The organism is Galbibacter orientalis DSM 19592, from assembly GCF_000260115.1.
Taxonomy (GTDB): domain Bacteria; phylum Bacteroidota; class Bacteroidia; order Flavobacteriales; family Flavobacteriaceae; genus Galbibacter; species Galbibacter orientalis.
Genome location: NZ_JH651380.1, coordinates 371,071 through 395,562, shown reverse-complemented (window position 1 = coordinate 395,562; position 24,492 = coordinate 371,071). Strand labels below are relative to the sequence as shown.

Genomic DNA, 24,492 nt, shown 5'->3' with positions numbered 1-24,492 from the left:
CATTATAAATTTTCTATTAGGTTAGTTGATAACTTTTTTAGACGATTTTCGCCCTTTTCTGTGCCAGCAGAAAGGGCTTTTTTATGCTTTTTTATTTCATATCAAGGTTTCTTTTTTATTATTAATTCATTTTCTTTAGTATGCTCTACGGAAAATTGTAAAGAGAATTGTAAGCCTTCTAGTACCTCTTCTAAGCTTGAATCTTTAAACTTCCCGTTAATATGTTCCTTTTTTAGATTTTCATCAGTAACTACAATACTAACATTAAACCACTTTTCTAATTTTTTGAAAGCACTATCAACAGAGATGTCATTAAACAAAATGATATTGTTTTTCCATGCAATATCATTTACAGAATTGTAATACTCCTTTTTATAAGTATTGTTTAATGGATTGAATCTTAATTGCTCATTTTTTATTAAATATTCTTTCTGATTATTCGCTACAGAAACTTCAACTTTTCCTGTAGCTACACTAACTTTAACCTCCTTATTTTCCTTATAAGAGTTGATATTAAAAGACGTTCCAAGTACTCTAGTTTTTAAATGCGTAGTAGTTACTATAAAAGGTTTTTCTTTATTATGCGAAACTTCAAAAAAGCCTTCTCCATTTAAAAGTACTTCTCGCTTTTCATCATTAAAACTTGAAGTGTACTGTAATGTACTCCCTGCATTTAAAGCCACTTTTGACCCATCGGGTAGATATACTGTTTTTCTTTCGCCCAAAGCAGCCATTTCAGTATAAATAGTTTCCTTAGTTAATAATTGAAATAAAACGCCTATTCCAATAATAGCAGTAATGGCAGCAGCAATATTGATAAAAACTTTTCGATTTCGATGTTGTCTATGTTTGTGCTTTTTAGCTTCAATAGACATCTGAATTTTACGGTAGATTCGTTGCTTTATAGCTTGCTCATTTTCTATACTTTCTATTGTGGTATCCTGAAAACTATCAAGGTAATGATCTACAATTTTTTCTTCTTCCGATGTACATTTCCCTTTTGAAAACTTTTCTAATAGCTTATCAATGTTTTTATCTTCCTTCAACGGTGCAAACTTTATGTGTTTACCTATAAGTCACATAAATTGACACTTACACGTAGTGAAAAATTCAAAAAAGAAGCTTCTTAACAATTTGTTTAAATTCAGAATTGTAGTTAACATTTAAGAGAAGTCTAGCTAACATTCAACTTATTTCTAGAGATTTATAAAGATTTTTCATCTTATATGAAGGAAGATATGAAAGAAAAGATTCTTTTAACGCCCAAAATTGCCTATTAACGATTAAAAATTATAAAACTCATCCGACTTTATAAATTTACTTCAAATAAACCTCCTCCACTCCTCTATATATTATTTAGTTAATTTTTAATAGAGTCTACTATTCTCTAAAACCAACCAATATGAAAGTTAAATTAAGCTACTACTTAATTTTGCTATTAAGTATATTTTGCAATTTTTTTATGCTAAATGGAGCTAACGCTCAAGCTACGGTAAATCTCAGTGTTAGCCCTAGCTCTAGGAGTGAAAGTGTTAATGTAGCCGTAGCTATAGAAGCTACTTTAAGTGAAACGCAAACGTTACCAGTTACGGTTTACTTAAGTTTCTCTGGAACTGCTACAAATGGCGTGGATTACACGCTTAGTTCTGAGAATATAGTTATTAATCCAGGGGAATTATCGGGGTCTATTAGCTTAAATAATATTTCAGATGTTTTAAATGAAGGAAATGAAACTGTAATTATAGATATTCTAGATATAACCAATGCTTCTGAAAATGGAAATCAACAAAAAACATATACAATTATTGATAGTAATAATACTCCTACAGTTGAATTAATACTAAAGGATATTTATAACCCTATTGTAGATGAAAATGCAGGAGAGGCTTATGTTGTTGCAGAAATTAGAGAACCCTCTCAATTTACAGTTACCGTTCCCTTACAATTTAGTGGTACAGCTACAGGGAACGGAACAGATTATACAACCTCATCAAATGCTATTATAATTCCCGCAGGAAAATTAAAAGACAGTCTTAAAATAACGGCAGTTCCTGATGGAATTCTAGAAGGCGATGAAACCGTTGTTATGGAAATGCTGCCGCCAATTCATACGCTAGAAAACGAAGGGAGTCCTGTAAAACTTACCATTGAAAAAATAGAAGGAGGTTATAAAGTTACTACAAGTATTGAAGGAATTATACAAGCGGAAGAAATTGTTACCATGGACTTTGAATATTCTATTCACGCTATTAAAGATGGTTTTCAGCAAGAAACGCTTATAATAACCGACAATGGTATTACTCCTCCAGAAGGATACGCTGTTTCTATTGACCAAGATCCTATAAATGAAGGCAATGAAAGTAATGTTAGCTTTACTTTTGCAAATGCAACAATAGGAAGTGCTTACAATTATACATTTTCTAGTTCTGGTGGAGGAACTCCAATTAATGGAACTGGTGTTATTACAGAAGAAAATCAACAAATAACTGGAGTTGATTTAAGTGGCCTTCCTGTAGGAATAATTACCTTATCGGCCACCTTAACCAATGCTATTGGTATAGCAGGAGCTCCCGCTACAGATACTGCAAATAAAATAAAAGTACTTAGCATTACTGCCAATACTGGTCAAGCAAAAGTTTATGGAGATCCAGATCCCGTATTTACATATACTGCAACTGGTTTTGATGGAAATGACGATGTTTCTATTCTTACCGGAGCGCTTACTAGAACTCCAGGAGAAACTATTGGAAGTTACCCTATTCTTATTGGTACGCTAAGTGCTGGGCCTTATTATACTATTGATTATACTGGAGCCGATTTTATTATTTCTAATAACTTATTAACTGTTGTTGCAGATGCAAATCAGGCTAAAGTATATGGAGATTCAGATCCTACTTTTACATATACAGTAGCTGGTTTTACGGGAACTGACGATAAGAGTATTCTTACAGGAAGCTTAACTAGAACCTCAGGAGAAAATGTAGGAACTTATCCTATTCAATTAGGAACACTTTCTGCTCCAGGCTACGATATTAATTTTATAACTGAAACTTTTGAAATTACTCATAAAGATTTAAACATTATTGCAGATTCTAATCAATCTAAAGTATATGGAGATTCAGACCCAGAACTTACCTATTCGGTAAATGGATTTGTAAATTCAGATGATGCTTCGCTTCTTACAGGAAACCTCACTAGAGAAATTGGAGAAAATGTAGGAAACTATAACATTCTTCAAGGAACAGTAACTGCTGGAAATAATTATACTATTTCTTATTCTGGTTCGGTATTTAATATTTCTCCTCGGAATATAATAATAACAACCCATTCAGGTCAAAATAAACAATACGGAAATCCAGAACCTACCCTTACTTATACAGTTGAAAATCTTGCAGAAAACGATACCGAAAGTATCTTATCTGGTAACTTAACAAGAACTAATGGAGAAGCTATTGGTTCCTACCCTATTACACAAGGTACTTTAACCACAAATAGTAATTATATTATCGACTTTAAGGGCGCCGATTTTTACATCACTCAAAGAATTCTAACAATTAGTGCAGATTCCAATCAATCTAAAGTATATGGAGAAGAAGATCCTGAGTTTTCCTATAGTGTAAATGGACTTGCTCCTACGGAAGATACTAGTATTCTATCTGGTAAATTAACTAGAGAGACTGGAGAAAATGTAGGTAGCTATGCTATTTTACAAGGAGATTTAACAGCTAATGATAATTATTTAATTAATTTTTCTGAAAATACTTTCAAAATTACTCCTGCTTATATTAACCCAGCTCCACCAACTCCTAGTATTATTTTTAATAATAAAACTTTTGTTTTTAATGGCTCACCAAAGTCAATTTTTATTAATGGTACTATTCCTGTTGGAACCTCTGTTATCTATATAAATAATGAGCAAATTAATGTTGGTGCGCATGAGGTTAAAGCTATTATTACAGGGCCAAATCATTATGATTTAGAATTAACGGCAGAACTTACTATTACTCCAAAAGAATTAAATATTACTGCAGATAATGGACAAAATAAAATGTATGGGCAAAAAGATCCAATATTTACATATACTGCTACAGGATTTGAAGGAACAGATGATGAATCTATCATAACAGGAACGCTAAGTAGAGCTACTGGAGAAACTATTGGCTCTTATCCAATTGAACTTGGAACCTTAGGTGCAGGTTCAAATTACTCCATAACATTTAACGATGCTTCTTTTGAAATTATAAAAGCAGACCAATTAATTACTTGGGATCAAGAATTAATATTTGGATGCGACTCCAATTCAGAACTAGCCTTAACTGCAACTTCAAGTAGCGGACTCCCAGTATCTTATTCGTCTACAAATAATAACGTTGCTTCAATTTCTAATAATATACTTGTTAAAAATACCCCTGGAACTGCCAGTATTACTGTTTCTCAAGATGGGAACGAAAATTACAATCCTGCCACAGTTATTGTCAAGCCTATAATTATTAATACTCCCGGACTTATTAGTCAGTATTGGGAAGATGTATTGGTGTTTGATAATAGTAGTAAACAGTATGTTTCCTACCAATGGTTTAAAAATGGAGTTGCCATAGATGGAGCCACTAAGCAATATTATTCTGAAAATAATCCGTTAAATGGAATCTACCATGCAGAAGCCATTGATGTAAACGGAAATACAATAATTACATGTCCGCTAGAAATTGATGGAGGAGATTTTTCTAGGAAAGTTAAAATTATCCCGAATCCAGTAGATGCTTCTTCACAATTTACTGTTCAATGTAGTTTTGAGGAATCAGTTCTTAACGGTGCGGTAATACATATCTTCGATTTAAACGCGAGACTATTACAAACAGTTGCAGTTACTGGAACACGCACTCAGCTAACCGCTCCAAGAGAAATAGGAATGTATATTGTTTCTGTAACATTTACCAATGGAAAAAGAAAAACAGCAAATCTTGTAGTAAAATAAACCAATAATAACCACCAATAAAATCAACATGAAAGTAACATATTTTTTAATCATTTTAATACTCTGTATGCTTTCTACAGAAGCTCAAGAAATTACCATTAAAGCCACTGGAGGCATTTCTGGTATTGATTATCAAAGTCCTATTGGAAATGGAGAGGAAAAAGCTGGTTTTGGACTTGGTGTAGGATATACTTATTTTTTTAATGACCATTGGGGGATTACGACTGGTATAGAAGCTAGCTTAAACAGAAATACATTTGAGTTATTTAATGGAACTACTATTACTACTTTAGAAGTAGATGACCAAGCTTCTGCTTTTGAATATAGCGTTGCTCCAACTGGATATGAGGAGGATCAATATTTTTGGTCTTTTGCAATTCCAGTTATGTTACACTATAAAACGCACATTTCCACAAATACAGGAATTTATATTGGCGCGGGTGTAAAATCTATGATTCCTACAAAGCAACATATCGATGCAAGTGCAGATAAACTAACTGTTACAGGTTATTATCCAGATCTAAATTTGGTGTTTGATGATTTATCAGTGCATGGTTTTGGAGATGTTAATAATTGGCAAGACGAAACAAAAGTGTCTCTTAAACCTAGCTTTTTAGCAAGTGCCGAAGCTGGATTATTTTTTAAACTGAAAAAGAAAATGAACCTCTACACTGGACTCTATTTTGATTATGGAATGTCTGATCTACAAAAAGATAATCAAACAAAAAATCTAGTAACCTATAGTAATAATGGCATGAGTTCTATCAAAGCAAATGGTGTGATGTCTACTGAAAATAGCATCGATAAAAACAGATATTTTGCATTAGGGTTTCAAGTAAAATTAGGTTTTGATTTAAGAAAAGAAGTAGTTGTTCCAGAAACCGTTATTGAGAAAGAAATTATTGAAGAACCAGAAGAAACAGCTCCTATTGAAATTGTAGAGGATACTGTTGTTATAGAAGAAAAACCCATTTATACAGATGCAGAACTAGAATATATTCAGAAACCAATAATTTTTAACGTTATCAATAACACAGTCATTCCTTCTTCTTTAGATGAAAGATTAGATACAATTGCTGAGCTCCTAAAGAGAGATGAAGGCATTGATATTACTATTATTGGTCATACATGCGATCTAGGAAGTGAAGCCGTAAATATGAGAGTTGGAATGCAAAGAGCGCAGGCTGTAGCTAATAATTTAAAAGCAAATGGAATAGCAGAAGAACGTATGGAGGTTATCTCTAAAGGAGAATCTGAACCTTTGGTTCCAAATACATCAAGTCAGAATCGAGCTAAAAACAGAAGAGTTTCTATTGTAGTACTTATAGAAGAATAAAAACCTTTTATTATCAGTAATAGGTAGAGGGGCTGGCTTATGCCAGTCTCTTTTTTTAATAAAACTTTAAATGATTCTTCTAAAAAATAATGTAAGTTTGAAGTAATTCCTTTTGGGCAAAAGCCATTAGGCATTTAACTAAACTAGTTTAATAATAATCAACTACCTCGAAGCAAGCCTACGAGGTATTCAAAGGAAAATAATTTAATCCATTTCGATATAAAGCCCTTCGGTAAACTCTGGATAGGCTTTGGGGAATAAAACCCTCAATGAGAGAATCAACTACCTCGAGGCAAGCCTACGAGGTATTCAAAGGAAAAATATTTTAATCCATTTCGACGTAGAGCCCTTCGGTAAACTCTGGACAGGCTTTGGGGAATAAAACCCTCAATGAGGGATTTAATTCAAAAGTTCTTCGGTTTATTAAGAAAAGGTTTTGGAGCATTTAAATCTCGATTATCGAGTAAACTTATTATTTCAAATGAAAAAAACACTAATTATATTTTGCATTATGATATCTTTTTTTGGAAAAGCACAAGAGCCTGTAAACCCTTCAGCATCTATTTATGATATTTCCATTAATAATATTGATGGAGATAAAATAGACTTAGGCACTTACAAAGGCAAAAAAATTCTATTTGTAAATGTAGCTTCCGAATGTGGTTTTACAGGTCAGTATGAAGATCTTCAGAAATTATATGAAACATATCAAGAAAATTTAATGATTATAGGGGTTCCATGTAATCAATTTGGAGGTCAAGAACCAGGTACAGCAGATGAAATTAAAACATTTTGTGAGAAAAACTACGGAGTTGAATTTCTAATTACCGAAAAAGTAGCTGTAAAAGGAGAAAACCAACATCCTTTGTATGCATGGCTTACCAAAAAATCTATAAACGGATTAAAAGATTCTACTGTAAAATGGAACTTTCAAAAATATCTTGTAGATGAGCAAGGTAGATTTATAGATTATTATATGTCTACTACAAAACCTATGAGTAGCAAAATAACTAAATATCTATAAGTGTTAAATCCCTATTCTTTGTGTAAATCCTAAATAGATATTTTGTAACATATCTGTTAATACATAGGTAGGGTAAGAAGTTGTCTCTTCAGGAAAGGTATTTTTTAATAACATAATTGAGCCTTCATTTAAGGTTGCCTCTATAGATGAAAATGAAATATTTTTAGCTTGTATTTTATATGTCGGTTTTAAATTTTTAAGATTAGAAACTATAAGGATGGGTACTTCTTTAATTTTTTTAATTATTTCTCTGGCATTGCGTCCTAATTTATAACTCTTTTTATTAGAATTTTCTTTTGCAGCTATTAAAACTTGCTCAATATTTAATTCTGCAATAAGGCATTTAGTAGCCGATAGTAATCCTTTAGCCTCTCCAATTATAAAGAATTGATGCTCTTTATTGGAGTCAAAAAAAGTAATTCTTTGCAGGAGTTTAGTTAATTTACTTTTAGATTCAATTTCTGAAACCTTATGAAACGCTTCATATGGATCTAAATAATCTATAGTGTTTAATCCATATTTGTCTCTCGAATAAGAGTTTAAAATATAAAATTCGCAAGCTACATCTTTATATAACGAAGTGGTATATTTTAAAGCGTTCCAAGCATTCTCGGAGAAATCTGTTAAAACTAATATCTTTTTCATCGTTATATAATTTAAATTAATAGCTAGACTACATACTTTACATAGCCATATTTCACAATCTCGTATAAATCAACATTTTTGAATAAAAAGTAATTTTAAAAGATTGAAGTATTTCTAAGAAACCAAGATAAATTTTTCTACTTTTTTCATGATTGCTTAAAAAAAATGTATCACAATCTACTGTATCACATTCGGTTCTATTTCCTAAGCTTACATCATATCGATATAAATCTTTTAAAGCTATAGCATTCTTCCTTCTTAAATCATTTAATTCTTTACTTATAACTGGATCTTTAATTAACTGACTTTCAATTTTTATAAAGAAATTAAGTTCATTATTTATAAATTCTAAATGATTAGTCCAGTTTTCAACTTCTTCTTTGTCTTTCCTTATCATTATTTGGGAGTCATTATCATGACTATAGAATAATTTTCCTCTCATTACAGATTGTTTATATTAGATAGCTGTTCCTGAGCAACATAAGCTATTTTTATTAATTGCTTTCCAGAAGGAAATTCCCACTGAAAAATATCTTCTAATGCATGACCAATTACGGCTGTTCCCATTGGGGATAATACCGAAATCTTATCATTCTGCACATCGCTTTTATTACCTACTACTAACTGAAATTTTTTTGTCCATCCGCCTTCTAATTTTACTTCTACATAAGAATTAAAACGAACCACATCTTCTGGCATCTCATTTTCATCAATAATTATTGCTGTTGCCAACTCATCCATTAATTGTTTGATGGACTTTTTAAAAACCACATCTCTATTATAATTAGACAAGCTCAACATTTGCTTTAAAAGCACATATTCTTTTTTTTCTATAACTAACTGTTTGTATTTCATTTTTACTTTCTTAAGTAGAAAAGCAAATTGCTAAAACGCTATGAACGCTTGGCGTAATAGCAACTGCTTTTCTTCAATCAATAAATAATCCTATTTTTAAGCTTATTATGGAAAAATCCCTCTTTGAACATAGGCTTCTTCAAGTCTTTCAATAGCAATTATAAATGCGGCCGTTCTTTTATCAACACCTCTTTTTTGAGATACATCGATTACTTTTCTAAACGATTCATAAAGCTTTTTTTCTAACTTTTGCATCACCTCTTCTAAAGACCAAATCTCTCCATTTCGATTTTGCAACCACTCGTAATAACTTCCTATTACTCCTCCAGAATTACATAATATATCTGGAAGAATCTCCACCCCTCTTGCCAATAGCATTTCTTCTGCTTCTACATCTGTAGGTCCATTTGCTCCTTCAGCTATAACTTTAGCCTTAATATCTGGGGCATTGTTAACAGTTATTTGGTTTCCTAAAGCTGCTGGAATACAGATGTCGCAGTCTAATGAAAAGAAATCCTCAGAAGGTAAACTTCTACTCCCTTTAAATCCTGCTATGTTCCCTTGACTTTTATTGTATTCAAAAAGCATAGTTACATCAATCCCTTCAGTATTTGAAATACTTCCAAATGCATCTTGAACCCCTACCATTTTGGCTCCTTCTTTTTCTAAAAAGTATGCTGCCCAATAGCCTACATTACCGAAGCCTTGTACTATAAACTTTTTATCTTTTAAAGGCAGTTCATTATGGTCTGCCCAGAATTTTATACATAAAAACACGCCAAATCCAGTTGCTCGGTCTCTTCCTTCAGACCCCCCTGCTCCAATTGGCTTTCCGGTAACAACATGCATATTTGTAGAACGCTCATTTGGAGATTTAGTAGACATATAAGTATCTAAAATCCAAGCCATTGTTTGCGGATTTGTATTAACATCTGGAGCAGGAATATCTAATTCAGGTCCAATATTATCTCCTAAGGCATAGGTAAATCTTCTTGTAATTCTCTCCAATTCTGAGGTTGAGTATTTTGATGGATCCAATTGGATTCCTCCCTTAGCTCCCCCATAAGGTAATCCTGCTAATGAGGTTTTCCATGTCATCCACATAGCCAAAGCTCTCGCAGCATCAATATCTACCGTTGGATGGTATCTCAATCCTCCTTTATATGGTCCTAAAGCATTGTTGTGTTGTACTCGGTATCCCGTAAAAACTTCTACCTCTCCATTGTCCATTTTTACAGGAAAATGAACAACCAATTCATTATTTGTAATACTTAATATTTTGCGAATGTTTTTATTCAAATCAATAATATCTGAAGCATTATTGAATTGTCGCATTACATTATTTAACATCCCTTGTTTCTGAGGTGTCTTTTTTTCTAATTCTTTTGTAATCATTGTTTGCTGTTTTTTAGCTTAACATTAGTCCACTTAATGGATTTTAAAACTAACTTGCCAAAATTGTTTTAAGTTCATTTCTATTTTCATGTTCACTACATGTTATCACAAACTTTTTGTTCAGTGTAAGAACACAGTTATTTATAAAATGACATGTAGAACAGATACTTTTACTATAGTTTTTCATTACTTTTAATTTTTCTATAACTAGATAGACAATAGCTGTGCCAAGAGAAAATACAAAAAGAACAATAACGCCAATGAATTAATAATCAATAAGTTATTGTTTTATTTTAAATGAAGTAAGAAATATTAAATGAGGAGAAAATACCCAGCTGAAGCAAAACACCCCAATATATTTTATTGCTGAAACATGGTATTATAATGCAGCTTAAAAAACAGAGGTTTATAATAAACTTAAAGTCCATTTGTTATAAATTCTAAACTAAGTTATAAATTCTAAACTAAGAAGGCTTGTTGGAATTATAGGATTTTAAATCCTTTTCAGGGTTTAATACACACGGTAAACCCTGTTTAATCACTCATTTTATTGCGTAGTGTTTTTCTGTCGATTCCTAAAATTTCGGCAGCTTTTGTTTTATTATTTCCAACCGTATCAAGTACTTTTTTAATATACTTTTTTTCCATTTCTGCCAAAGAAACTAATGCTTCTTCTGGGAAATCTATTTGGTATTTTAAAGCATCTGGAATATGAGACAATTCTATACTTTTATCACTCATAATTACCGCCCTTTGGATACAGTTTTCTAATTCTCTAATATTACCAGGCCATGAATATCTAAGAAGTAAATCTAATGCTTCTGGACTTACTTTTAGGAATCTATCTTTATACTCCAGTCCATATTTCATTACAAACTTATCCACCAATAAGGGAATATCTGTTTTTCGGTTTCGTAAGGGTGGAGCTTTTATTTCTACTACTGCCAATCTATAAAACAAATCTTGCCTAAATTTATCTTGAGTCACCAATTCCAATAAATTACTATTGGTAGCTGCAACCACTCTTATATCTATAGGTTGTGCTTTTTGAGCGCCTACTTTTATAATTTCCTTTTCTTGTAAGACCCTCAAGAGGATATTTTGAACTTTTGCAGAAGCATTTCCTATTTCATCTAAAAAAATAGTGCCTCCATTTGCAGCTTGGAAAAATCCGTTTCTAGATTCATTTGCCCCCGTAAACGCTCCCTTTTCATATCCAAAAAGTTCTGCTTCTAAGAGATTTTCTGGTATTGCGCCACAGTTTACTGCAATAAATGGTGCTCTTGCATATTTTCCATTATAATGAATTGCTCTTGCAATAAGCTCTTTTCCTGTACCACTTTCTCCTTGAATAAGTACCGTTGCTTTAATGTCTTTTACGCGTTCAATAATATCTTTTACAACATTAAAAGCCTCCGATTCTCCTATTAATTCATCAAATTTTGAAACCGATTTAGAGACCTTTACTTCTTTCTTTGAAGTGTTATTGACCAACGATTTATCTATTGCATTTTTTAATTCTTCCTTAGTAAAAGGCTTCACTAAATAATCTACCACCCCAGATTTCCCCATTTCTAAAGCGCCTTTAGCAGAAATATAACCAGAAACAACTAAAACTGGCATTTTAGAATAATGCTCAGAAACATATTGAATTAACTGAAACCCATCTACCTCTGGCATTTGTAAGTCTGTAACCAGTAAATCAATAGTATTTCCTTTTAAAATAGTTACCGCTTCTTTTACAGAAACTGCCTTAAATGTATAATAATTTAAAGCCTCTAACTGCCGTTGTAGTAACTCTAAAATATGAATATCATCGTCTACTATTAATATATTTTCTTTTTTATATGCCATTTTTTAATTTTCAGGGAAATTAATAGTAAAAATAGTTCCTTTTGGAGAGTTTTTAGAATGTTTTATAGTTCCTTTATGACTTGAGATAATTCCATGAACCACACTTAACCCTAAACCCGAACCGTCTCCTGTGGGTTTTGTAGTAAAAAAAGGTTCATAAACTTTGTCTTCAATAGTAGATGCTATTCCAGATCCTTCATCTATAATTTTAACCTGAATATTTCCTTTTAGCTTTTTAATACTAATTTCCACTTTACTGTGCTCTGGAGAAGCATAAATAGCATTCATTATAATATTAAATAATACTTGCGTAATCTGTATCTCATCGGCTCTAATTTGAAGATCTGGAGATTCTATATCAAAAATACTTTGGATATTTTTATTCTTAAAAGAAGGCTTTAATAAATTAAGGACATTATCTACAATAGGTTTTAAAGTAACTTTTTGCATTTGTTGAGGAACTTCACAAGCAAAAAACATAAGTTTCTTTACTATTTCTCTAGAAAAGATAGCGCTTTCTTTAATCCTACCTAAATCGCTAAGCTGCTTTTTATCTTTAATTTCATCTTCCAAAAGTTCGGTAAATCCTAAAATATTGGTAAGCGGAGTATTGAGTTCATGGGCAATTCCAGCAGTTATTTCTCCTAAAATATTTAAACGATCGGTGCGTTCCATCTGCTTTTTTATGTACGCTTCATTATCTCTAATTTGCTTTCTTTCAATTAGATTCCCTATTTCTAAACATACATTTTCAAGCAATTTTTTTTCTTCATCTAAAAAATCATCTTCCGAGAATTTATCAGACGGATAACCTATTAAAATAGTGCCACTTACTTCATTAAATACTTTTATATTCGACTTTATACAACAGAGACTTTCCTTAAAACTCCCGTCTTCTAAAACATAATTATTAGTTGTAATTTTTACATAACTCTCGGTTTCGTATTGCACAGCACCCTTTAAACAATGCGCAATTGCTTGCAATGAGAGTTCAAGCTGACTATAATCACAATTAACTATAATAGATGTAACCTCGTATAAACAAGTTAATTCTTTTATGCGTTCTCTTAATTTATCTTCAGTAGTATTCATAAACAAAAAATTTAATCAACGCTTCAATTTTAACCTTATGCAGAAAAAATGAGAAATTGAACTATTTACAAAAAAAGTATCTCAATAATAAACAATTAATAATTTATCCGCTATAAAAAAACTACTTATAAAGTTATTTTATACTTTTGAAAGAATAGAACTCATTAAAATGAGTCTACTAATTACTAACTATTTACGTAACAACATGAAATTTAAGTATTTAAAAAGTACTGTAAAAGTACTTGCAATTGCATCAATTATTTTTTTAACATCTTGCCAAGGAACTTCTAAAGATAAATTTGGAGGTTTGGCGCTCTATACCGTTAGAGATGATATGGGAGCAAATACAGAAGCTACCTTAGACTCGGTAGCTAAAGCTGGATATGTAAACATTGAAGCCGCAGGATATAGTAATGGAAAGTTCTATAATATGGCTCCAGAAGATTTTAAAAAGCTTTTAGATGAAAAAGGTCTAAAAGGAATAAGTACGCACCAAGGAAGCGCTACGCTTGATAATATAGATGAAGAAATTGCTGCTGTAAAAGCTGCTGGATTTACCTATTTTGTAATTCCAGTTCCTCCTATGGGGCATTTTAAATATTATCCTGAAACTCAAACAATGGGAATGGATCCTGATCTGGACTTTATGATTAATTTCTTAAATACTGTAGGAAAAAAATGTAGTGATGCTGGATTGCAATTACTTTACCATAACCACGATTTTGAATTTAAAGAAAATGAAAACGGAATTGTTCCAATTGAATATTTCTTGGAAAATACAGATACTAAATATGTAAATTTCCAAATGGATCTTTTCTGGGTAACAAAAGCAGGTGCTAGCCCTATTGAATATTTTGAAAAATATCCTGGGCGTTTTAAATTATGGCATGTAAAAGACATGAGTAAAGATGGAAAGTTTGCGCCTGTTGGAGAAGGAACTATAGATTTTAGTAAAATTTGGGAGAAAAGAGAGCTTTCAGGTATGAAATATTATATGGTAGAACAAGATCAAACTTTTCACCACACACCACTTGAAGCAATTAAAATAAGTCACGACGGACTTAAAACATTTGGTTTTAACTAAAAATATTAGTGTATACTACTAAAAAGAGGCTGTCTAGAAAGTATCTAAACTCTAAATGTCATCCTGAGCTCAGTTCGACAACTATGAATTACTTTTTAGACAGCCTCTTTTTTATACAATTTCTGCTACGTTCCTACTGTTAAAAACGCAATTATATTTTATAGATTTAAGCATAGAATAATCTCTTATTCACTAATTAACTAACTAACTTTTCTATCATTTGAATAACTCTTAATTTTAAAAGTCTTCCATATCTAGCGCTCCCTCCTACACGGTATCCTACATAAAATAAAGAACCGCTACCACTTCTTGAAGTCGAGGTTTGAAGTAATTTTGCTTTATTAGCTGGAATTGATAAAAAATTGTTCCTTCTATTTTGAAAATTATATATGGCATAACAGGGAAATTCTAAATTTGTATTCATAAATAAATTATCCCAATCAGCATTACTACTACCACTTAAAATAGCCTCGGTGCTTAAACTTTGCCATCTTGTTTTATACGTATTTAAGGTAAAATTATTTCCGTTATAGCTTTTTATAAATCCTAAAAGTCTAGAATAAGTACTTCTAAAAGTTGTTTGTATCAAACCTCTACCTCTAAATTTGTAAAAATCGGCCTCCGATATAATTCCTGCATTTACTGGATTATTAGGAAATGTAGAAGGATAAATCTCTCCTCTCCACACACTATTAGTTGTATTTGCAATTTGTGTATAATAAGGTTTTTGCTGATGTGCGCATAGAAAAGTGGGATCTCTAAATAGTTCGTAAGCACTTTTATTCCCAGAAGCCGTGTTGTACGACCGTTTCCTACCAGAATTTGTACCAAACATATAAGCTAGATTTCCAATTTCACTAATAGGAACAAACTTCCCTCCTGTTTCATTTATAATAATACTAACTAAAGCGAAGAATTGAAATATATTAATCGATTGATTTCCTGCTATCCCGAAAAAAACAAGAGGAATATTATTCCATACGCGATTAAAATTTTGTTGATGTGTTGAAAAATTACCACGAGGAATACTCCTACCATGTCTGCTTCTCCCTTCAAAAGTTATACTGCCCCAATATCCTTTATTACCTATTTCATCTTTAAACCAAGAACAAAAATCCTTTCCAGTCAACTGCGAAAAAAAAGCATTGATTTCTGCACTATTTCTAAAAGTTTTAGTGCCATGGGCTGTAATAAATCTATCTAATTTTGATGTCCCCGAAGGTGGGGTTACAGGAGGCGTTACTGGAGTAGGAATTGGTGCGCCACCTATTTGCGTTTTAAAATAGTTGTACAAAGCCGATTTTGTTTTTCTACCTAGTTTGCCATCTACACCATAACCCCCTAGATCAAACCCTTTAGTGTGTAAAAATTCTTGCACTTCCCTTACTTGATTAGAAGTATTAAGTTCTGCTAAAAAAATTTCATCAATGTTTTGATATGTATGTGTTGTTCTCATCTTTCATGTTTTTATAAAATAGCTACCCCTCTTTTTTCTAATAATGTGTATGTAAATTTAGTTCCTGCTCCAAGTGTTGATTCCGACTTTTTACATAAATTAATAAATTCATTAAAGTCCACTTCACGCTTAAAAACCTGGCAACCAGCAGACCACTTATTTACATTGGTTGAATTTGCACCCGCTTTATGAATATTTATTCCAAAAAAACCTGTATCGGTACTACCTGTCATAAAATCAAGACTCCCATTTTTGTTATTATCTCGATAAACAGTAACGGGACCATTACGTTGTACTAACGCCAAATATTGACCTCTGTGTAAACCAAGTTTATACGCATTTCTATATTGACCAGCTTTCAAAATAGCTGTCCCTTTTGGGTTAATCATAACATTTTGAAGATATCCTTTTCCAGGATCGGTAGTAACTGGGTATCTTTTTACATTATTGATGTTGTTCTCCTTCCAAATAACTACCAATTCATCATCAAAAAAATCAGCATTAGCGTCTAAATTTCTAATTCCAATAATATTTAGTTGAAGATTTTCATTTAGGAAAATATAATTTTTACGTCTAAAAATAGCTTTAAACTCTTCAATTAATGTATTATTTGCAGGCATGGTTGGATTTGTTGGAATGCTATTCTCTCCATTAGATTGAGCTGTTATATAATTATAAATAGCTTGCTTGGTCATTCTCCCCAAATCTCCATCGGCGCCCCAGTGTCCTAAATTATACCCCTTATTAATCAAGAATTGCTGTATTTCTCTAACTTCATTTGAAGTATTTAATTCTGGGAAAGCTTCTTGAAAACGGTTATGACATATATGTTGTGTTGCGGTTCTCATATTGTATCTTTTTTTGGGTTATTAACTCATTTAATTTTTGTGCATTAATTACTCCATATCCAGATTTGTTAATAGTAGACTCGTTCATAGATTTTAAAGGCTCGCAACTGCTAAATAAGAGATGACGCAATTCGTATATATTCATTTTAGGAAACTCTTCTAATATTTTCACCGCTAAAGAAGCGATGTAAGGAGAAGCCATACTTGAACCACTTTTAGCTGTTAACTGATTTTTAGATTTCCTTTCAAACTTACTAGCAGATTTTGCAGCCATAATCTTATTTCCTGGGGCTAAAACTTCAGGTTTTTTTCGCCTATCAATGGTTGGTCCTGCACTACTAAACGACATAGGTGCTTTTAACAAATCTTCTTGATTGTATGCTCCAACAGCAATTGTTAAAGGAGCGTTACAAATAGAGCCAACAGTAAAATTTGTATTTACATCTTGAGTTGCAAATCTTGATTGCCCAATATCGTCTCTCTCAATATAGGCATGGTACTCTCCATTTGTTATTTCAATACCCTTAAGACGTACTATTAAAACTCTAGAATCTGGTCTTTTGGATAGAATAATATTAATATGGTTTTTGGTTGAATTAGGCTCCTTATATCTATGAAAAATGATTCCATTTTGTACCCCATCATAATTTACTATACTATCTTTAAAAGGTTCTGATGTACCTAAAACCTCCCCATCTGTATCAAGAATTTCTACTCCTATTCTGTCTTGGTTTTCATACCAAATTTCTATTTCATTTGGCGATTTATCTATGGTATTAAACAACCACTCTATTTCTTTAATTCCATCTTGCTCTATTATCCCTGCATGATGGCAATTTGCCATAAAGTAATTACCAGTACTTTGTATGATTGCCGTGCCTCCACGCTTTTTTAAAACATTATTTAAAGCAATTTCTACTAAAGTATTCCCTGTATGATCACTACAATGTCCGCCTAAACTCAAATTAATAACACAAGGACGTTGCCCTGCTTGTTGCAATATAAAATCGATTCCTTCTATTAATTTTACAGAATCTCCAAGCGATAAATCGGAACCATTTACATAGCTAGAACCCATATCTACCGCAATAATAGGACTATTGCCTGCCAAACTTTTTTCTCCTATATTTCCAGAAGATGCAGCTATGCCTAACACATGAGTGCCATGCATTCCTCTCCCCATAAAATCATTTTTTCCAGGATGATAGCCTAATGTTTTAAAAGGCGCTGTGGTATAAAGAGCCACATTAATCTCTTCTTCTGTATAAATTCTTCCATACCCATATTTAGAATCATTTTTTTGTTTTGAGGGCTGTACCCATATTTTTTCAAACCTTGTTTTATTACTGTGATTTAAAAAGTCGGAATGTGTAAAATCAAAACCAAAATCGATGATTCCAAAAACTACTTTACTTTTTTGAGAAACTGAGTAGTTACTTTTTTTTCTTTTTATAATTGATGTTGAATCTACCGAATTTTCATAAAACTGCGCTGGAATTACCTGAGGAGCTTTTACACTTCTCGTGGCAGGATCATCATAAATAGATAGTAAATTTTTTCTCAAAATTCGACAGCTAATAATATCGTGAAATTGAGATATAACTATACAATGTTTAGGATAAATATCTGGATGCTTTAGCCTCAACAATAATTGAAGTTCCTCACGCGGATCTCCTTTTACGATAAGTTTTAAATTCGGATCCATACTACATCATTATGCTTTTGCTGATTGTGATTCGTGTTTTTCAGACATCCTTTTTATAGCTGATGTTAACGAATATAACTCATTAATAACCTGACCAATAAAAACATTATCGGTATATGTTTCTACTTTAAGTTTTTTGATGTTTTCTAAAAAAGGTTCTGTAGCAATACTTTTGTATTGGTTGTAATTACTTTTTAACTTTTCGTCATTACACTTTGTTATGAGCTTTACATTTTTCTTAAAATCATCACTCTGTATATTTTGAATTATTAAATCTATCTCCTTTTCATTCTTATAAGCTACAACACTGTTAAAATCAAACTTATATTTAGTAAATATTTCATTTAACTCATTGGATGGTTCTATCCTTTTAATCGTGTTAATTTGACTTAAAACCTCTTCTTGTTTCTTACTTATATGTTCTAATTTTTCTTCAGTATTTTTATCACTTTTAATAACTTCATTTCTTACCAATTCGAATTCTTTCTTTAATAAATCTGTGAATTCAATGTTGCTAGTGTTACTATTTAGCTCCTTATACTCTCTTTTCTCTAATATTGTAATAATATCATCTATTTCTGCGGAATCTTCTTTCTGTATTGATTTTTCCTTTGCTTCAAGGATTTTTATTAGATTATCAATAGTAGATATATTATTTGGTGTACTAGTTTTCTGTACTTTCTCTTGTGTTTTCATTATCATTAATTTTATAAAAAAAGGCTAAAGCTAATATCTCTAGCCTTTTAGGTTAGAAACAATTATTTCATTAAAAGCATCATCGGTAGTAGCATACTATTATCTGATGAGTTACCATTTTGAGTTAACATCAACATTAAAGGAATCATCATATCATTAGATTTACTAGATCCAGAATCTCCTTGCGTTGCTAAGAGTGGTAATAGTAAGCTCATGGTTTGGTCAAAAGTTACCGTTTTGTCATTTTCTTTTTCTACAATTGTAACATCGGTAGCATTCCCAGAGTTATCTTTAACTAGCTTCAAGCTTAAGTTTTCTTCAGCAAATTTTGGTTTATTAAGGAACGAACCTAACATATTCATCATTTGCATATTCTTTAAAACTTTAGTCTGATTTGCATCTTTTCTAGCAATGTCTTTTACAATAGAAGAATACTTACCATCTACAGCCTTTAAAGTCTTACCATTAGAAATTACTGTGCTTTTAAGTCCATTAACATCTTTTGAGATTGTGTTTAAAGCTACTTTTAAATCGGCTTTAGTAACATAATTTTTAGAGCCTCCTGCAATAGATCTCCCAAAATTAGAACGTTTTTTTACGCTGCTATTAATACGAGGAGACACTCTTTTAAAGCGTCTTCGCTTACGTCTTCGTTCTGAAAAATCTTCTCCATAACCATCGTCTAGGAGGTCGTCGTCCAATAAGTCTTCGTCGTAATAATCTTCGTCAAAAACTCCATCGTCTAATAAATCTTCGATTAATAAACTGTCATCGTACAAATCTTCTGTGTAATACATAATTTTAAATTTAAAAAGTTAATAATTGGTCTTTGCATTAAAGTGTAAATTGAATTTTTTTATGGCTGGTAAAATGAGTTCCTTATAATGAATATAATCTGGCACAAAAAAACCTGGTGCTCCTTCGCCATGGCAATTATTACAATCATCATCACAACCAAAGCAATATTTACAAGCGCCTATGGCTAGAGCCAAATCGTGATTTAACTGAGATTCGTTATAAACTTCTTGTTTTAAGACTTTAACAAGCTGTCTCAGTTTTAAAATTTCTGATTTCAGCTTTTTCATTTGAATAGCTTCTGGTTTTACTTTTGACTCTTCATCAAACAACTCCACAGCATCTTCATCTTGCATATCTTCTAAAACAGTAGCTTCCTCTTGATCTTTAGTTTGCAGGGTATCTATAACTGTTATAAACTCTGCTAATTCAGGTTTTTGTGTTTTTATATACTCTAGTATAGGATTCATCTTTTCGATTTTTTTAAGCCATTGCTTCTATATAGCTTTCTACTCTTTCCATTCTATCTTCAGGATAATTTACAACTAACTCCCCCTGTTCATCTATAAAATAGGTATCGTCATCAAGTAAATCGTCTTCGTAATATTCAGCAATAATATCCTCTGTCAGATAGTTAACTACTTCAACCATATCCAAAAAGTCCAAATCATTTTCTGAAATTTCTTCTGGTAGATACTCCCCTTGTCCATTAGCTCTACCAAATAAAAGTGCTTGAAACTGTGGATTGTTCATAATACTAGATAACGCAGCCGAAGAAGTCCTACCAAGTAAAGGTCCCGTGGGGGTATTTGTAGGAGTCACTGGATTATTTGTAGCATACCTTGCTGCTCCTTGAAGTGCTGCCCGACCTGCTCCAACAGCATATTGCTTAGTTTGATTCCATGCTTGGCGTAATTCTGGATTGGTATTGGTTCTTTTATTTCTTTGTCTACTAGGTCTACGTCTTCTTCTAGTACTTCTAGATCTAGATTTAAAATCTGGCACCCTATCCAAAGCCTTTGCTCCCGCTCCAGCTAGATTTCCTGCTAACCCGCCAATAGCTGCACCAGCAGGCCCTCCCACAACTGTTCCTACTATTGGAGCTGCTACAGAAGCTACTTTTAAAGCTCCAGAGCCTACTTTTTTAGCAATATTTCCTAAACTACTCCAAAAACCTTCTGCCTCTTCTGCAGTCATTCCGCTAACACGCTCAATAAGGTAATTATCTATTTCTTCAGGAGTGGCTTCAGATAATTCCTGATGAAATGCATAACGTGCAGCATTGTAAAAATCTTCTTCATAGAAAGATTCTCCATGATAAATTTCTTGATACAAATTCATTTTAATCAGATTGTAATTTTACCTACTCTATTTAAGTTTTTCGGTTTTCACTTCTGCACTTTCACTTAAAGTACCTTACAAAAGTGATTACATATCAAAAAAGAATCCCTAGGATAAAAACGGAAAATAAAAACACTTGTTCCTGAAAATTTTGAAAGAAAAAGAAGAATAATCATCATGTTTTTCCCTCTATGGTTAAAAGGAAAAACACCTAATCTGCTGGAAGATAAAATATATAAACAATTGAAATACAGTTGGTTAATTTTAATTTTTAATTCTTCAAAAACTATAATCTGTTTAAGTGATACATAAAAACCTTAATTTTGTAGTAAATCAATTCTAATATATTATGAAAAAAATCACAACTCTTAAAATCGGTATTTTAACATTGCTTTCAGCATTTATGTCTTGTATTGAACCTAATAAAAAACAAGACGAGACTGTAAAAACACCGCAGCAGATAATTAATATAGAAACTGCTATTGAAATGTATCAAGAGGACTTAAAAATTAAAGATAAGGTTATAAACCCTTCTCTAAGAGATTTATATCAAGACAATACCTTTGAAGACACCCAATTTGCGTGGTTTTCTATAGACGAAATGAGAGATTATATAAAGTACATAGATGCCATACAAAAAGAAAACCCAAAGCAAGACATATCTGGAATTCGCATTTATTTTGGGAGATATTCTAGAAATAATTCTAAAAAATATGTAAATCAGCAAACAGTTTTCATGGTACCAACAGTTAGTAACAAAGGTGTTAACTCTAAATACGAAAACTTAAATCACTTACCATTTGCAATTCTTCCAGATGAAGGTAACAACCCTATTAAAGGAGAGTACTCCATTATTGAAGAACTATTGTTGAACGTTGGTAAAAAAGATCGAATTAAAAATTTCATGAAAAGTACTACCAATAAGCAACAGGCAGCGTTTAGCCTTCCTGCACTTAATTACAATCCAGTACTACAATTAACAAGCGTTATTCTAAACGAAGGAGAAATGGCGCCACCTCCAAAAAAAGAACAATAATAAATTATGTTTGTAGAAATATCATTTTTAGATATAAAATATCTCATTAAATATATTGAACTTATTACAGCAATTATAGGTTCAATATATCTATTTAAACCCGTTGTGCATTTAGGCAATATTGATTTTTAGGTTATTGATATTTCTGTTGAATTCAAATATGTTTATATATTGAATGACCGTCATAGCCGTAATCTTAGATAATATTCTGTTTTTGAATCCCTCAAAAGATTTAGCATAATTCCTTCGAATCATAAATTGGTCGCAAAGTTGAGAAAACAATGTTTCAATACGCTTTCTGGATTTCTTAAAAACGTACGGCTGCTCCCTATAGTTATGCTGGTTTGTTCTCATAGGGGTTTCAAGTCTAATATTATGATATTCAAATAAATTCAATTGATATTCAGCCGACAAATACCCTTTATCACCAAGTAATATGCAATCACTTAATTGATGCTTTATATCCTTTAAATAATTAATATCGTGCACAGAGGCTGGACTAATATCCATACTTTCGATAACACCCTGAGCAGAACAGACAGCATGTAATTTATATCCATAATAATGGCTTGATTGACTTGCACAATATCCTTTTTCGGGCAGACTGTAGTTTTGTTCTTTACATATCTTACTTCTAGCGCTTCTTGATAATTTACAGACCTCTAACGGCATACTGTCAACAATATAACAATGCTCAGATTTATTCAACTTTCTCACTAATGCCTTGCGAAGTGATTCTCTAAAAGAAAACAACTTACGCTTTCTTCTATTGTAGACACTGCGCTCTATTTTGCTGGATAGACCAGCAGGTAACATTCGAAAAAGCTGGCATTCACTATCAACACTCATATATTCTGATGTTAAATCAATAGCTATAAGCTCTTTATCTCTTAATTTAGGTTTACGGATTTGATGTAAATAATCCATTTTACAATCCAATTCTTTTAAAACCTTGAGGATTTTGTCGTAATTTGCTTGAAAGTTGTGCATATAAATTATAGTGTGGTTACTACAATTTACTGCATTTTAGCAGTTTGCACAACTTTTTCTAAATGCACAACGGGTTATTTAAGTATAAACATACCTTTTTAAAGTATTTTTTAGTGTTGTTATGGTTTATTGTAATTATTGAATTTCTTGGAAAGTATTATTATCAATTTTTTGGTGCTAATTATATTATTTACAATATATACCATTTAATTAATTTTTGTTTTTTGTTATTTCTTTATAAAAATTATGTAGAAAGTAATAGGTATAAAAAATTAATTTCTTGGTTTTTCTATTTGTATTTAGCTTTCTTTTTTGGAAATCTTTTATTTCAAAATTATTTCACCCAAATCCAAACTGTGCCATTTATAATGGGCGCCCTATTTGTAATTATTAGCATTCTTTTTCTTTTTATAGAAATATTACGAAGTGATAGAGTACTGTATGTAACTAAAAATCTGTTGTTTTGGATAAGTGTCGGACTATTATTGTATTTTGTAGGTAGAATTCCAACTAGAATTATAAAAAATTATTGGGAAGAAATCTCTTACTATAAGAGCATCTACATTGTAGAATATATCTTAAGTATTATTATGAATGTTTGTTTTATTATTGGTTTTATATGCAGCGAGAAGAACAAGCAATATTAATAGCAGTTTTTATACTATTTTTTTTAAGTATTATTTTGATAGTCCTTTTTGTTGTCTTTCAAAAAAGAAAGAATGTTCTTTTACTTGATAAAAAAGAATCTGCAAAACGTTTTAAACAAGAAATAGCTAAAACACAAATAGAGATAAGAGAAGAAACTTTTAGAAATATAAGTTGGGAATTGCATGACAATATAGGACAGCTTATAACATTAGCAAAAATACAGCTTCAAACAGATACTAATAAAGAAGATATCATGGAAGTATTAAACAAAGGACTTAAAGAATTGAGAGCACTATCTAAATCTATAAATCCAGATGTTTTAAATAGTATTACATTGATTGCTGCAATTAAACAAGAATTAGAAAGACTAAACAAACTTCAATACCTTAGAGCTACCCTAACTGTAGAAGGAAAAGAATTTAATGTAAACAATGATGCACAAATAATTTTATTTAGAATTATACAAGAATTTTTATCTAACACAATTAAACATGCTAAAGCTACCGAACTAAATATAAGCTTAAAATTTGAAGGAAACACATTACGCCTCTTTGCTAAAGATAATGGAAAAGGAATTCCTAAAGACAGAGAGCGATTTGACGGAATGGGATTAAAAAACATCGTTAAAAGAGCTCAATTAATTAATGCTGAAGTATTAATAGACTCCGAAGAAAATAAAGGAACACAATTATCTATTCTTTATAGAAACCCCTAAAA

22 protein-coding genes are annotated in these 24,492 nt (G+C 31.6%); 7 read left to right on the top strand and 15 right to left on the bottom strand.

The window, feature by feature from the left end; genetic code table 11:
• Positions 1–101: 101 nt before the first annotated feature.
• Positions 102–1,046 carry a FecR family protein gene (locus tag JOOMADRAFT_RS19765; RefSeq protein WP_008616291.1) on the bottom strand — a complete coding sequence of 315 codons (945 nt, stop codon included), beginning with the start codon at positions 1,044–1,046 and terminating at the stop codon, positions 102–104.
• A 356-nt stretch (positions 1,047–1,402) separates the two neighbouring features.
• Between JOOMADRAFT_RS19765 and JOOMADRAFT_RS18940 the strand changes: the two genes are divergently transcribed.
• The 3 genes from JOOMADRAFT_RS18940 to JOOMADRAFT_RS18930 all read left to right on the top strand — a co-directional run bounded on the left by JOOMADRAFT_RS18940 (position 1,403) and on the right by JOOMADRAFT_RS18930 (position 7,335).
• Positions 1,403–4,975, top strand: a complete 3,573-nt coding sequence (locus JOOMADRAFT_RS18940; protein ID WP_008616290.1) for an MBG domain-containing protein — start codon at positions 1,403–1,405, stop codon at positions 4,973–4,975.
• 28 nt (positions 4,976–5,003) lie between these two features.
• Positions 5,004–6,311, top strand: coding sequence for an OmpA family protein (locus JOOMADRAFT_RS18935; protein WP_008616289.1), 1,308 nt, complete (start codon positions 5,004–5,006; stop codon positions 6,309–6,311).
• Positions 6,312–6,822: 511 nt separating this feature from the next.
• Positions 6,823–7,335, top strand: a complete 513-nt coding sequence (locus JOOMADRAFT_RS18930; protein ID WP_008616288.1) for a glutathione peroxidase — start codon at positions 6,823–6,825, stop codon at positions 7,333–7,335.
• A gap of 3 nt (positions 7,336–7,338) precedes the next feature.
• Here the strand turns inward: JOOMADRAFT_RS18930 and JOOMADRAFT_RS18925 are convergent, their stop codons facing one another.
• From JOOMADRAFT_RS18925 to JOOMADRAFT_RS18900, 6 genes are all read right to left on the bottom strand, one after another.
• On the bottom strand, positions 7,339–7,980 hold the full coding sequence (locus tag JOOMADRAFT_RS18925; protein ID WP_008616287.1) for a universal stress protein: 642 nt from the start codon (positions 7,978–7,980) through the stop codon (positions 7,339–7,341).
• 52 nt (positions 7,981–8,032) lie between these two features.
• On the bottom strand, positions 8,033–8,422 hold the full coding sequence (locus tag JOOMADRAFT_RS18920) for a hypothetical protein (RefSeq protein ID WP_008616286.1): 390 nt from the start codon (positions 8,420–8,422) through the stop codon (positions 8,033–8,035).
• Complete coding sequence (locus JOOMADRAFT_RS18915) at positions 8,422–8,835, bottom strand: GreA/GreB family elongation factor (protein WP_008616285.1); 414 nt, start codon at positions 8,833–8,835, stop codon at positions 8,422–8,424. The genes JOOMADRAFT_RS18920 and JOOMADRAFT_RS18915 overlap by 1 nt, the downstream gene beginning before the upstream one ends.
• A gap of 105 nt (positions 8,836–8,940) precedes the next feature.
• On the bottom strand, positions 8,941–10,230 hold the full coding sequence (locus JOOMADRAFT_RS18910; RefSeq protein WP_008616284.1) for a Glu/Leu/Phe/Val family dehydrogenase: 1,290 nt from the start codon (positions 10,228–10,230) through the stop codon (positions 8,941–8,943).
• Positions 10,231–10,764: 534 nt separating this feature from the next.
• On the bottom strand, positions 10,765–12,084 hold the full coding sequence (locus tag JOOMADRAFT_RS18905; protein WP_008616283.1) for a sigma-54-dependent transcriptional regulator: 1,320 nt from the start codon (positions 12,082–12,084) through the stop codon (positions 10,765–10,767).
• A gap of 3 nt (positions 12,085–12,087) precedes the next feature.
• On the bottom strand, positions 12,088–13,176 hold the full coding sequence (locus JOOMADRAFT_RS18900) for a sensor histidine kinase (RefSeq protein ID WP_008616282.1): 1,089 nt from the start codon (positions 13,174–13,176) through the stop codon (positions 12,088–12,090).
• Between the two features lie 205 nt (positions 13,177–13,381).
• On the opposite strand from JOOMADRAFT_RS18900, the gene JOOMADRAFT_RS18895 reads away from it, so the two are divergent.
• Entirely contained in the window at positions 13,382–14,260 is an 879-nt protein-coding gene (locus JOOMADRAFT_RS18895) for a sugar phosphate isomerase/epimerase family protein (protein ID WP_008616281.1), read from the top strand.
• A gap of 196 nt (positions 14,261–14,456) precedes the next feature.
• Here the strand turns inward: JOOMADRAFT_RS18895 and JOOMADRAFT_RS18890 are convergent, their stop codons facing one another.
• From JOOMADRAFT_RS18890 to JOOMADRAFT_RS18860, 7 genes are all read right to left on the bottom strand, one after another.
• Positions 14,457–15,716, bottom strand: coding sequence for a peptidoglycan-binding domain-containing protein (locus tag JOOMADRAFT_RS18890; RefSeq protein ID WP_008616273.1), 1,260 nt, complete (start codon positions 15,714–15,716; stop codon positions 14,457–14,459).
• Between the two features lie 11 nt (positions 15,717–15,727).
• On the bottom strand, positions 15,728–16,564 hold the full coding sequence (locus JOOMADRAFT_RS18885; RefSeq protein ID WP_008616272.1) for a peptidoglycan-binding domain-containing protein: 837 nt from the start codon (positions 16,562–16,564) through the stop codon (positions 15,728–15,730).
• Positions 16,533–18,269, bottom strand: a complete 1,737-nt coding sequence (locus JOOMADRAFT_RS18880) for a S8 family serine peptidase (protein WP_008616271.1) — start codon at positions 18,267–18,269, stop codon at positions 16,533–16,535. Before JOOMADRAFT_RS18880 ends, JOOMADRAFT_RS18885 begins: the two co-directional genes overlap by 32 nt.
• 9 nt (positions 18,270–18,278) lie before the next feature.
• Positions 18,279–18,965, bottom strand: a complete 687-nt coding sequence (locus JOOMADRAFT_RS18875) for a hypothetical protein (protein ID WP_008616270.1) — start codon at positions 18,963–18,965, stop codon at positions 18,279–18,281.
• A gap of 62 nt (positions 18,966–19,027) precedes the next feature.
• On the bottom strand, positions 19,028–19,762 hold the full coding sequence (locus tag JOOMADRAFT_RS18870) for a hypothetical protein (RefSeq protein ID WP_008616269.1): 735 nt from the start codon (positions 19,760–19,762) through the stop codon (positions 19,028–19,030).
• Between the two features lie 18 nt (positions 19,763–19,780).
• Positions 19,781–20,230, bottom strand: coding sequence for a hypothetical protein (locus JOOMADRAFT_RS18865; protein WP_008616268.1), 450 nt, complete (start codon positions 20,228–20,230; stop codon positions 19,781–19,783).
• Positions 20,231–20,243: 13 nt separating this feature from the next.
• On the bottom strand, positions 20,244–21,101 hold the full coding sequence (locus tag JOOMADRAFT_RS18860; protein WP_008616267.1) for a hypothetical protein: 858 nt from the start codon (positions 21,099–21,101) through the stop codon (positions 20,244–20,246).
• Positions 21,102–21,450: 349 nt separating this feature from the next.
• Here JOOMADRAFT_RS18860 and JOOMADRAFT_RS18855 point away from each other — a divergent pair, with 349 nt between their 5' ends.
• Positions 21,451–22,137, top strand: coding sequence for a hypothetical protein (locus tag JOOMADRAFT_RS18855; protein ID WP_008616266.1), 687 nt, complete (start codon positions 21,451–21,453; stop codon positions 22,135–22,137).
• 111 nt (positions 22,138–22,248) lie between these two features.
• On the opposite strand, the gene JOOMADRAFT_RS18850 is transcribed toward JOOMADRAFT_RS18855, so the two are convergent.
• Positions 22,249–23,127 (bottom strand): IS982 family transposase, encoded by an 879-nt coding sequence (locus tag JOOMADRAFT_RS18850; RefSeq protein ID WP_008610872.1) that lies wholly within the window; start codon positions 23,125–23,127, stop codon positions 22,249–22,251.
• 62 nt (positions 23,128–23,189) lie between these two features.
• On the opposite strand from JOOMADRAFT_RS18850, the gene JOOMADRAFT_RS20375 reads away from it, so the two are divergent.
• Together JOOMADRAFT_RS20375 and JOOMADRAFT_RS18840 are read left to right on the top strand one after the other, a co-directional pair.
• Positions 23,190–23,774 (top strand): hypothetical protein, encoded by a 585-nt coding sequence (locus tag JOOMADRAFT_RS20375; protein WP_040880298.1) that lies wholly within the window; start codon positions 23,190–23,192, stop codon positions 23,772–23,774.
• The gene (locus JOOMADRAFT_RS18840; protein WP_008616261.1) at positions 23,747–24,490 is read left to right on the top strand and encodes a sensor histidine kinase; all 744 of its coding nucleotides are present in this window, start codon (positions 23,747–23,749) and stop codon (positions 24,488–24,490) included. The genes JOOMADRAFT_RS20375 and JOOMADRAFT_RS18840 overlap by 28 nt, the downstream gene beginning before the upstream one ends.
• The last annotated feature ends 2 nt before the right edge of the window (positions 24,491–24,492 follow it).

Excerpts from the sequence above, each read along its gene's own strand:
- JOOMADRAFT_RS18940 (WP_008616290.1), top strand. The coding sequence starts at position 1,403 with ATGAAAGTTAAATTAAGCTACTACTTAATTTTGCTATTAAGTATATTT.
- JOOMADRAFT_RS18935 (WP_008616289.1), top strand. The coding sequence starts at position 5,004 with ATGAAAGTAACATATTTTTTAATCATTTTAATACTCTGTATGCTTTCT.
- JOOMADRAFT_RS18930 (WP_008616288.1), top strand. The coding sequence starts at position 6,823 with ATGATATCTTTTTTTGGAAAAGCACAAGAGCCTGTAAACCCTTCAGCA.
- JOOMADRAFT_RS18925 (WP_008616287.1), bottom strand. The coding sequence starts at position 7,980 with ATGAAAAAGATATTAGTTTTAACAGATTTCTCCGAGAATGCTTGGAAC.
- JOOMADRAFT_RS18920 (WP_008616286.1), bottom strand. The coding sequence starts at position 8,422 with ATGAGAGGAAAATTATTCTATAGTCATGATAATGACTCCCAAATAATG.
- JOOMADRAFT_RS18915 (WP_008616285.1), bottom strand. The coding sequence starts at position 8,835 with ATGAAATACAAACAGTTAGTTATAGAAAAAAAAGAATATGTGCTTTTA.
- JOOMADRAFT_RS18910 (WP_008616284.1), bottom strand. The coding sequence starts at position 10,230 with ATGATTACAAAAGAATTAGAAAAAAAGACACCTCAGAAACAAGGGATG.
- JOOMADRAFT_RS18905 (WP_008616283.1), bottom strand. The coding sequence starts at position 12,084 with ATGGCATATAAAAAAGAAAATATATTAATAGTAGACGATGATATTCAT.
- JOOMADRAFT_RS18900 (WP_008616282.1), bottom strand. The coding sequence starts at position 13,176 with ATGAATACTACTGAAGATAAATTAAGAGAACGCATAAAAGAATTAACT.
- JOOMADRAFT_RS18895 (WP_008616281.1), top strand. The coding sequence starts at position 13,382 with ATGAAATTTAAGTATTTAAAAAGTACTGTAAAAGTACTTGCAATTGCA.
- JOOMADRAFT_RS18890 (WP_008616273.1), bottom strand. The coding sequence starts at position 15,716 with ATGAGAACAACACATACATATCAAAACATTGATGAAATTTTTTTAGCA.
- JOOMADRAFT_RS18885 (WP_008616272.1), bottom strand. The coding sequence starts at position 16,564 with ATGAGAACCGCAACACAACATATATGTCATAACCGTTTTCAAGAAGCT.
- JOOMADRAFT_RS18880 (WP_008616271.1), bottom strand. The coding sequence starts at position 18,269 with ATGGATCCGAATTTAAAACTTATCGTAAAAGGAGATCCGCGTGAGGAA.
- JOOMADRAFT_RS18875 (WP_008616270.1), bottom strand. The coding sequence starts at position 18,965 with ATGAAAACACAAGAGAAAGTACAGAAAACTAGTACACCAAATAATATA.
- JOOMADRAFT_RS18870 (WP_008616269.1), bottom strand. The coding sequence starts at position 19,762 with ATGTATTACACAGAAGATTTGTACGATGACAGTTTATTAATCGAAGAT.
- JOOMADRAFT_RS18865 (WP_008616268.1), bottom strand. The coding sequence starts at position 20,230 with ATGAATCCTATACTAGAGTATATAAAAACACAAAAACCTGAATTAGCA.
- JOOMADRAFT_RS18860 (WP_008616267.1), bottom strand. The coding sequence starts at position 21,101 with ATGAATTTGTATCAAGAAATTTATCATGGAGAATCTTTCTATGAAGAA.
- JOOMADRAFT_RS18855 (WP_008616266.1), top strand. The coding sequence starts at position 21,451 with ATGAAAAAAATCACAACTCTTAAAATCGGTATTTTAACATTGCTTTCA.
- JOOMADRAFT_RS18850 (WP_008610872.1), bottom strand. The coding sequence starts at position 23,127 with ATGCACAACTTTCAAGCAAATTACGACAAAATCCTCAAGGTTTTAAAA.
- JOOMADRAFT_RS20375 (WP_040880298.1), top strand. The coding sequence starts at position 23,190 with ATGCACAACGGGTTATTTAAGTATAAACATACCTTTTTAAAGTATTTT.
- JOOMADRAFT_RS18840 (WP_008616261.1), top strand. The coding sequence starts at position 23,747 with ATGCAGCGAGAAGAACAAGCAATATTAATAGCAGTTTTTATACTATTT.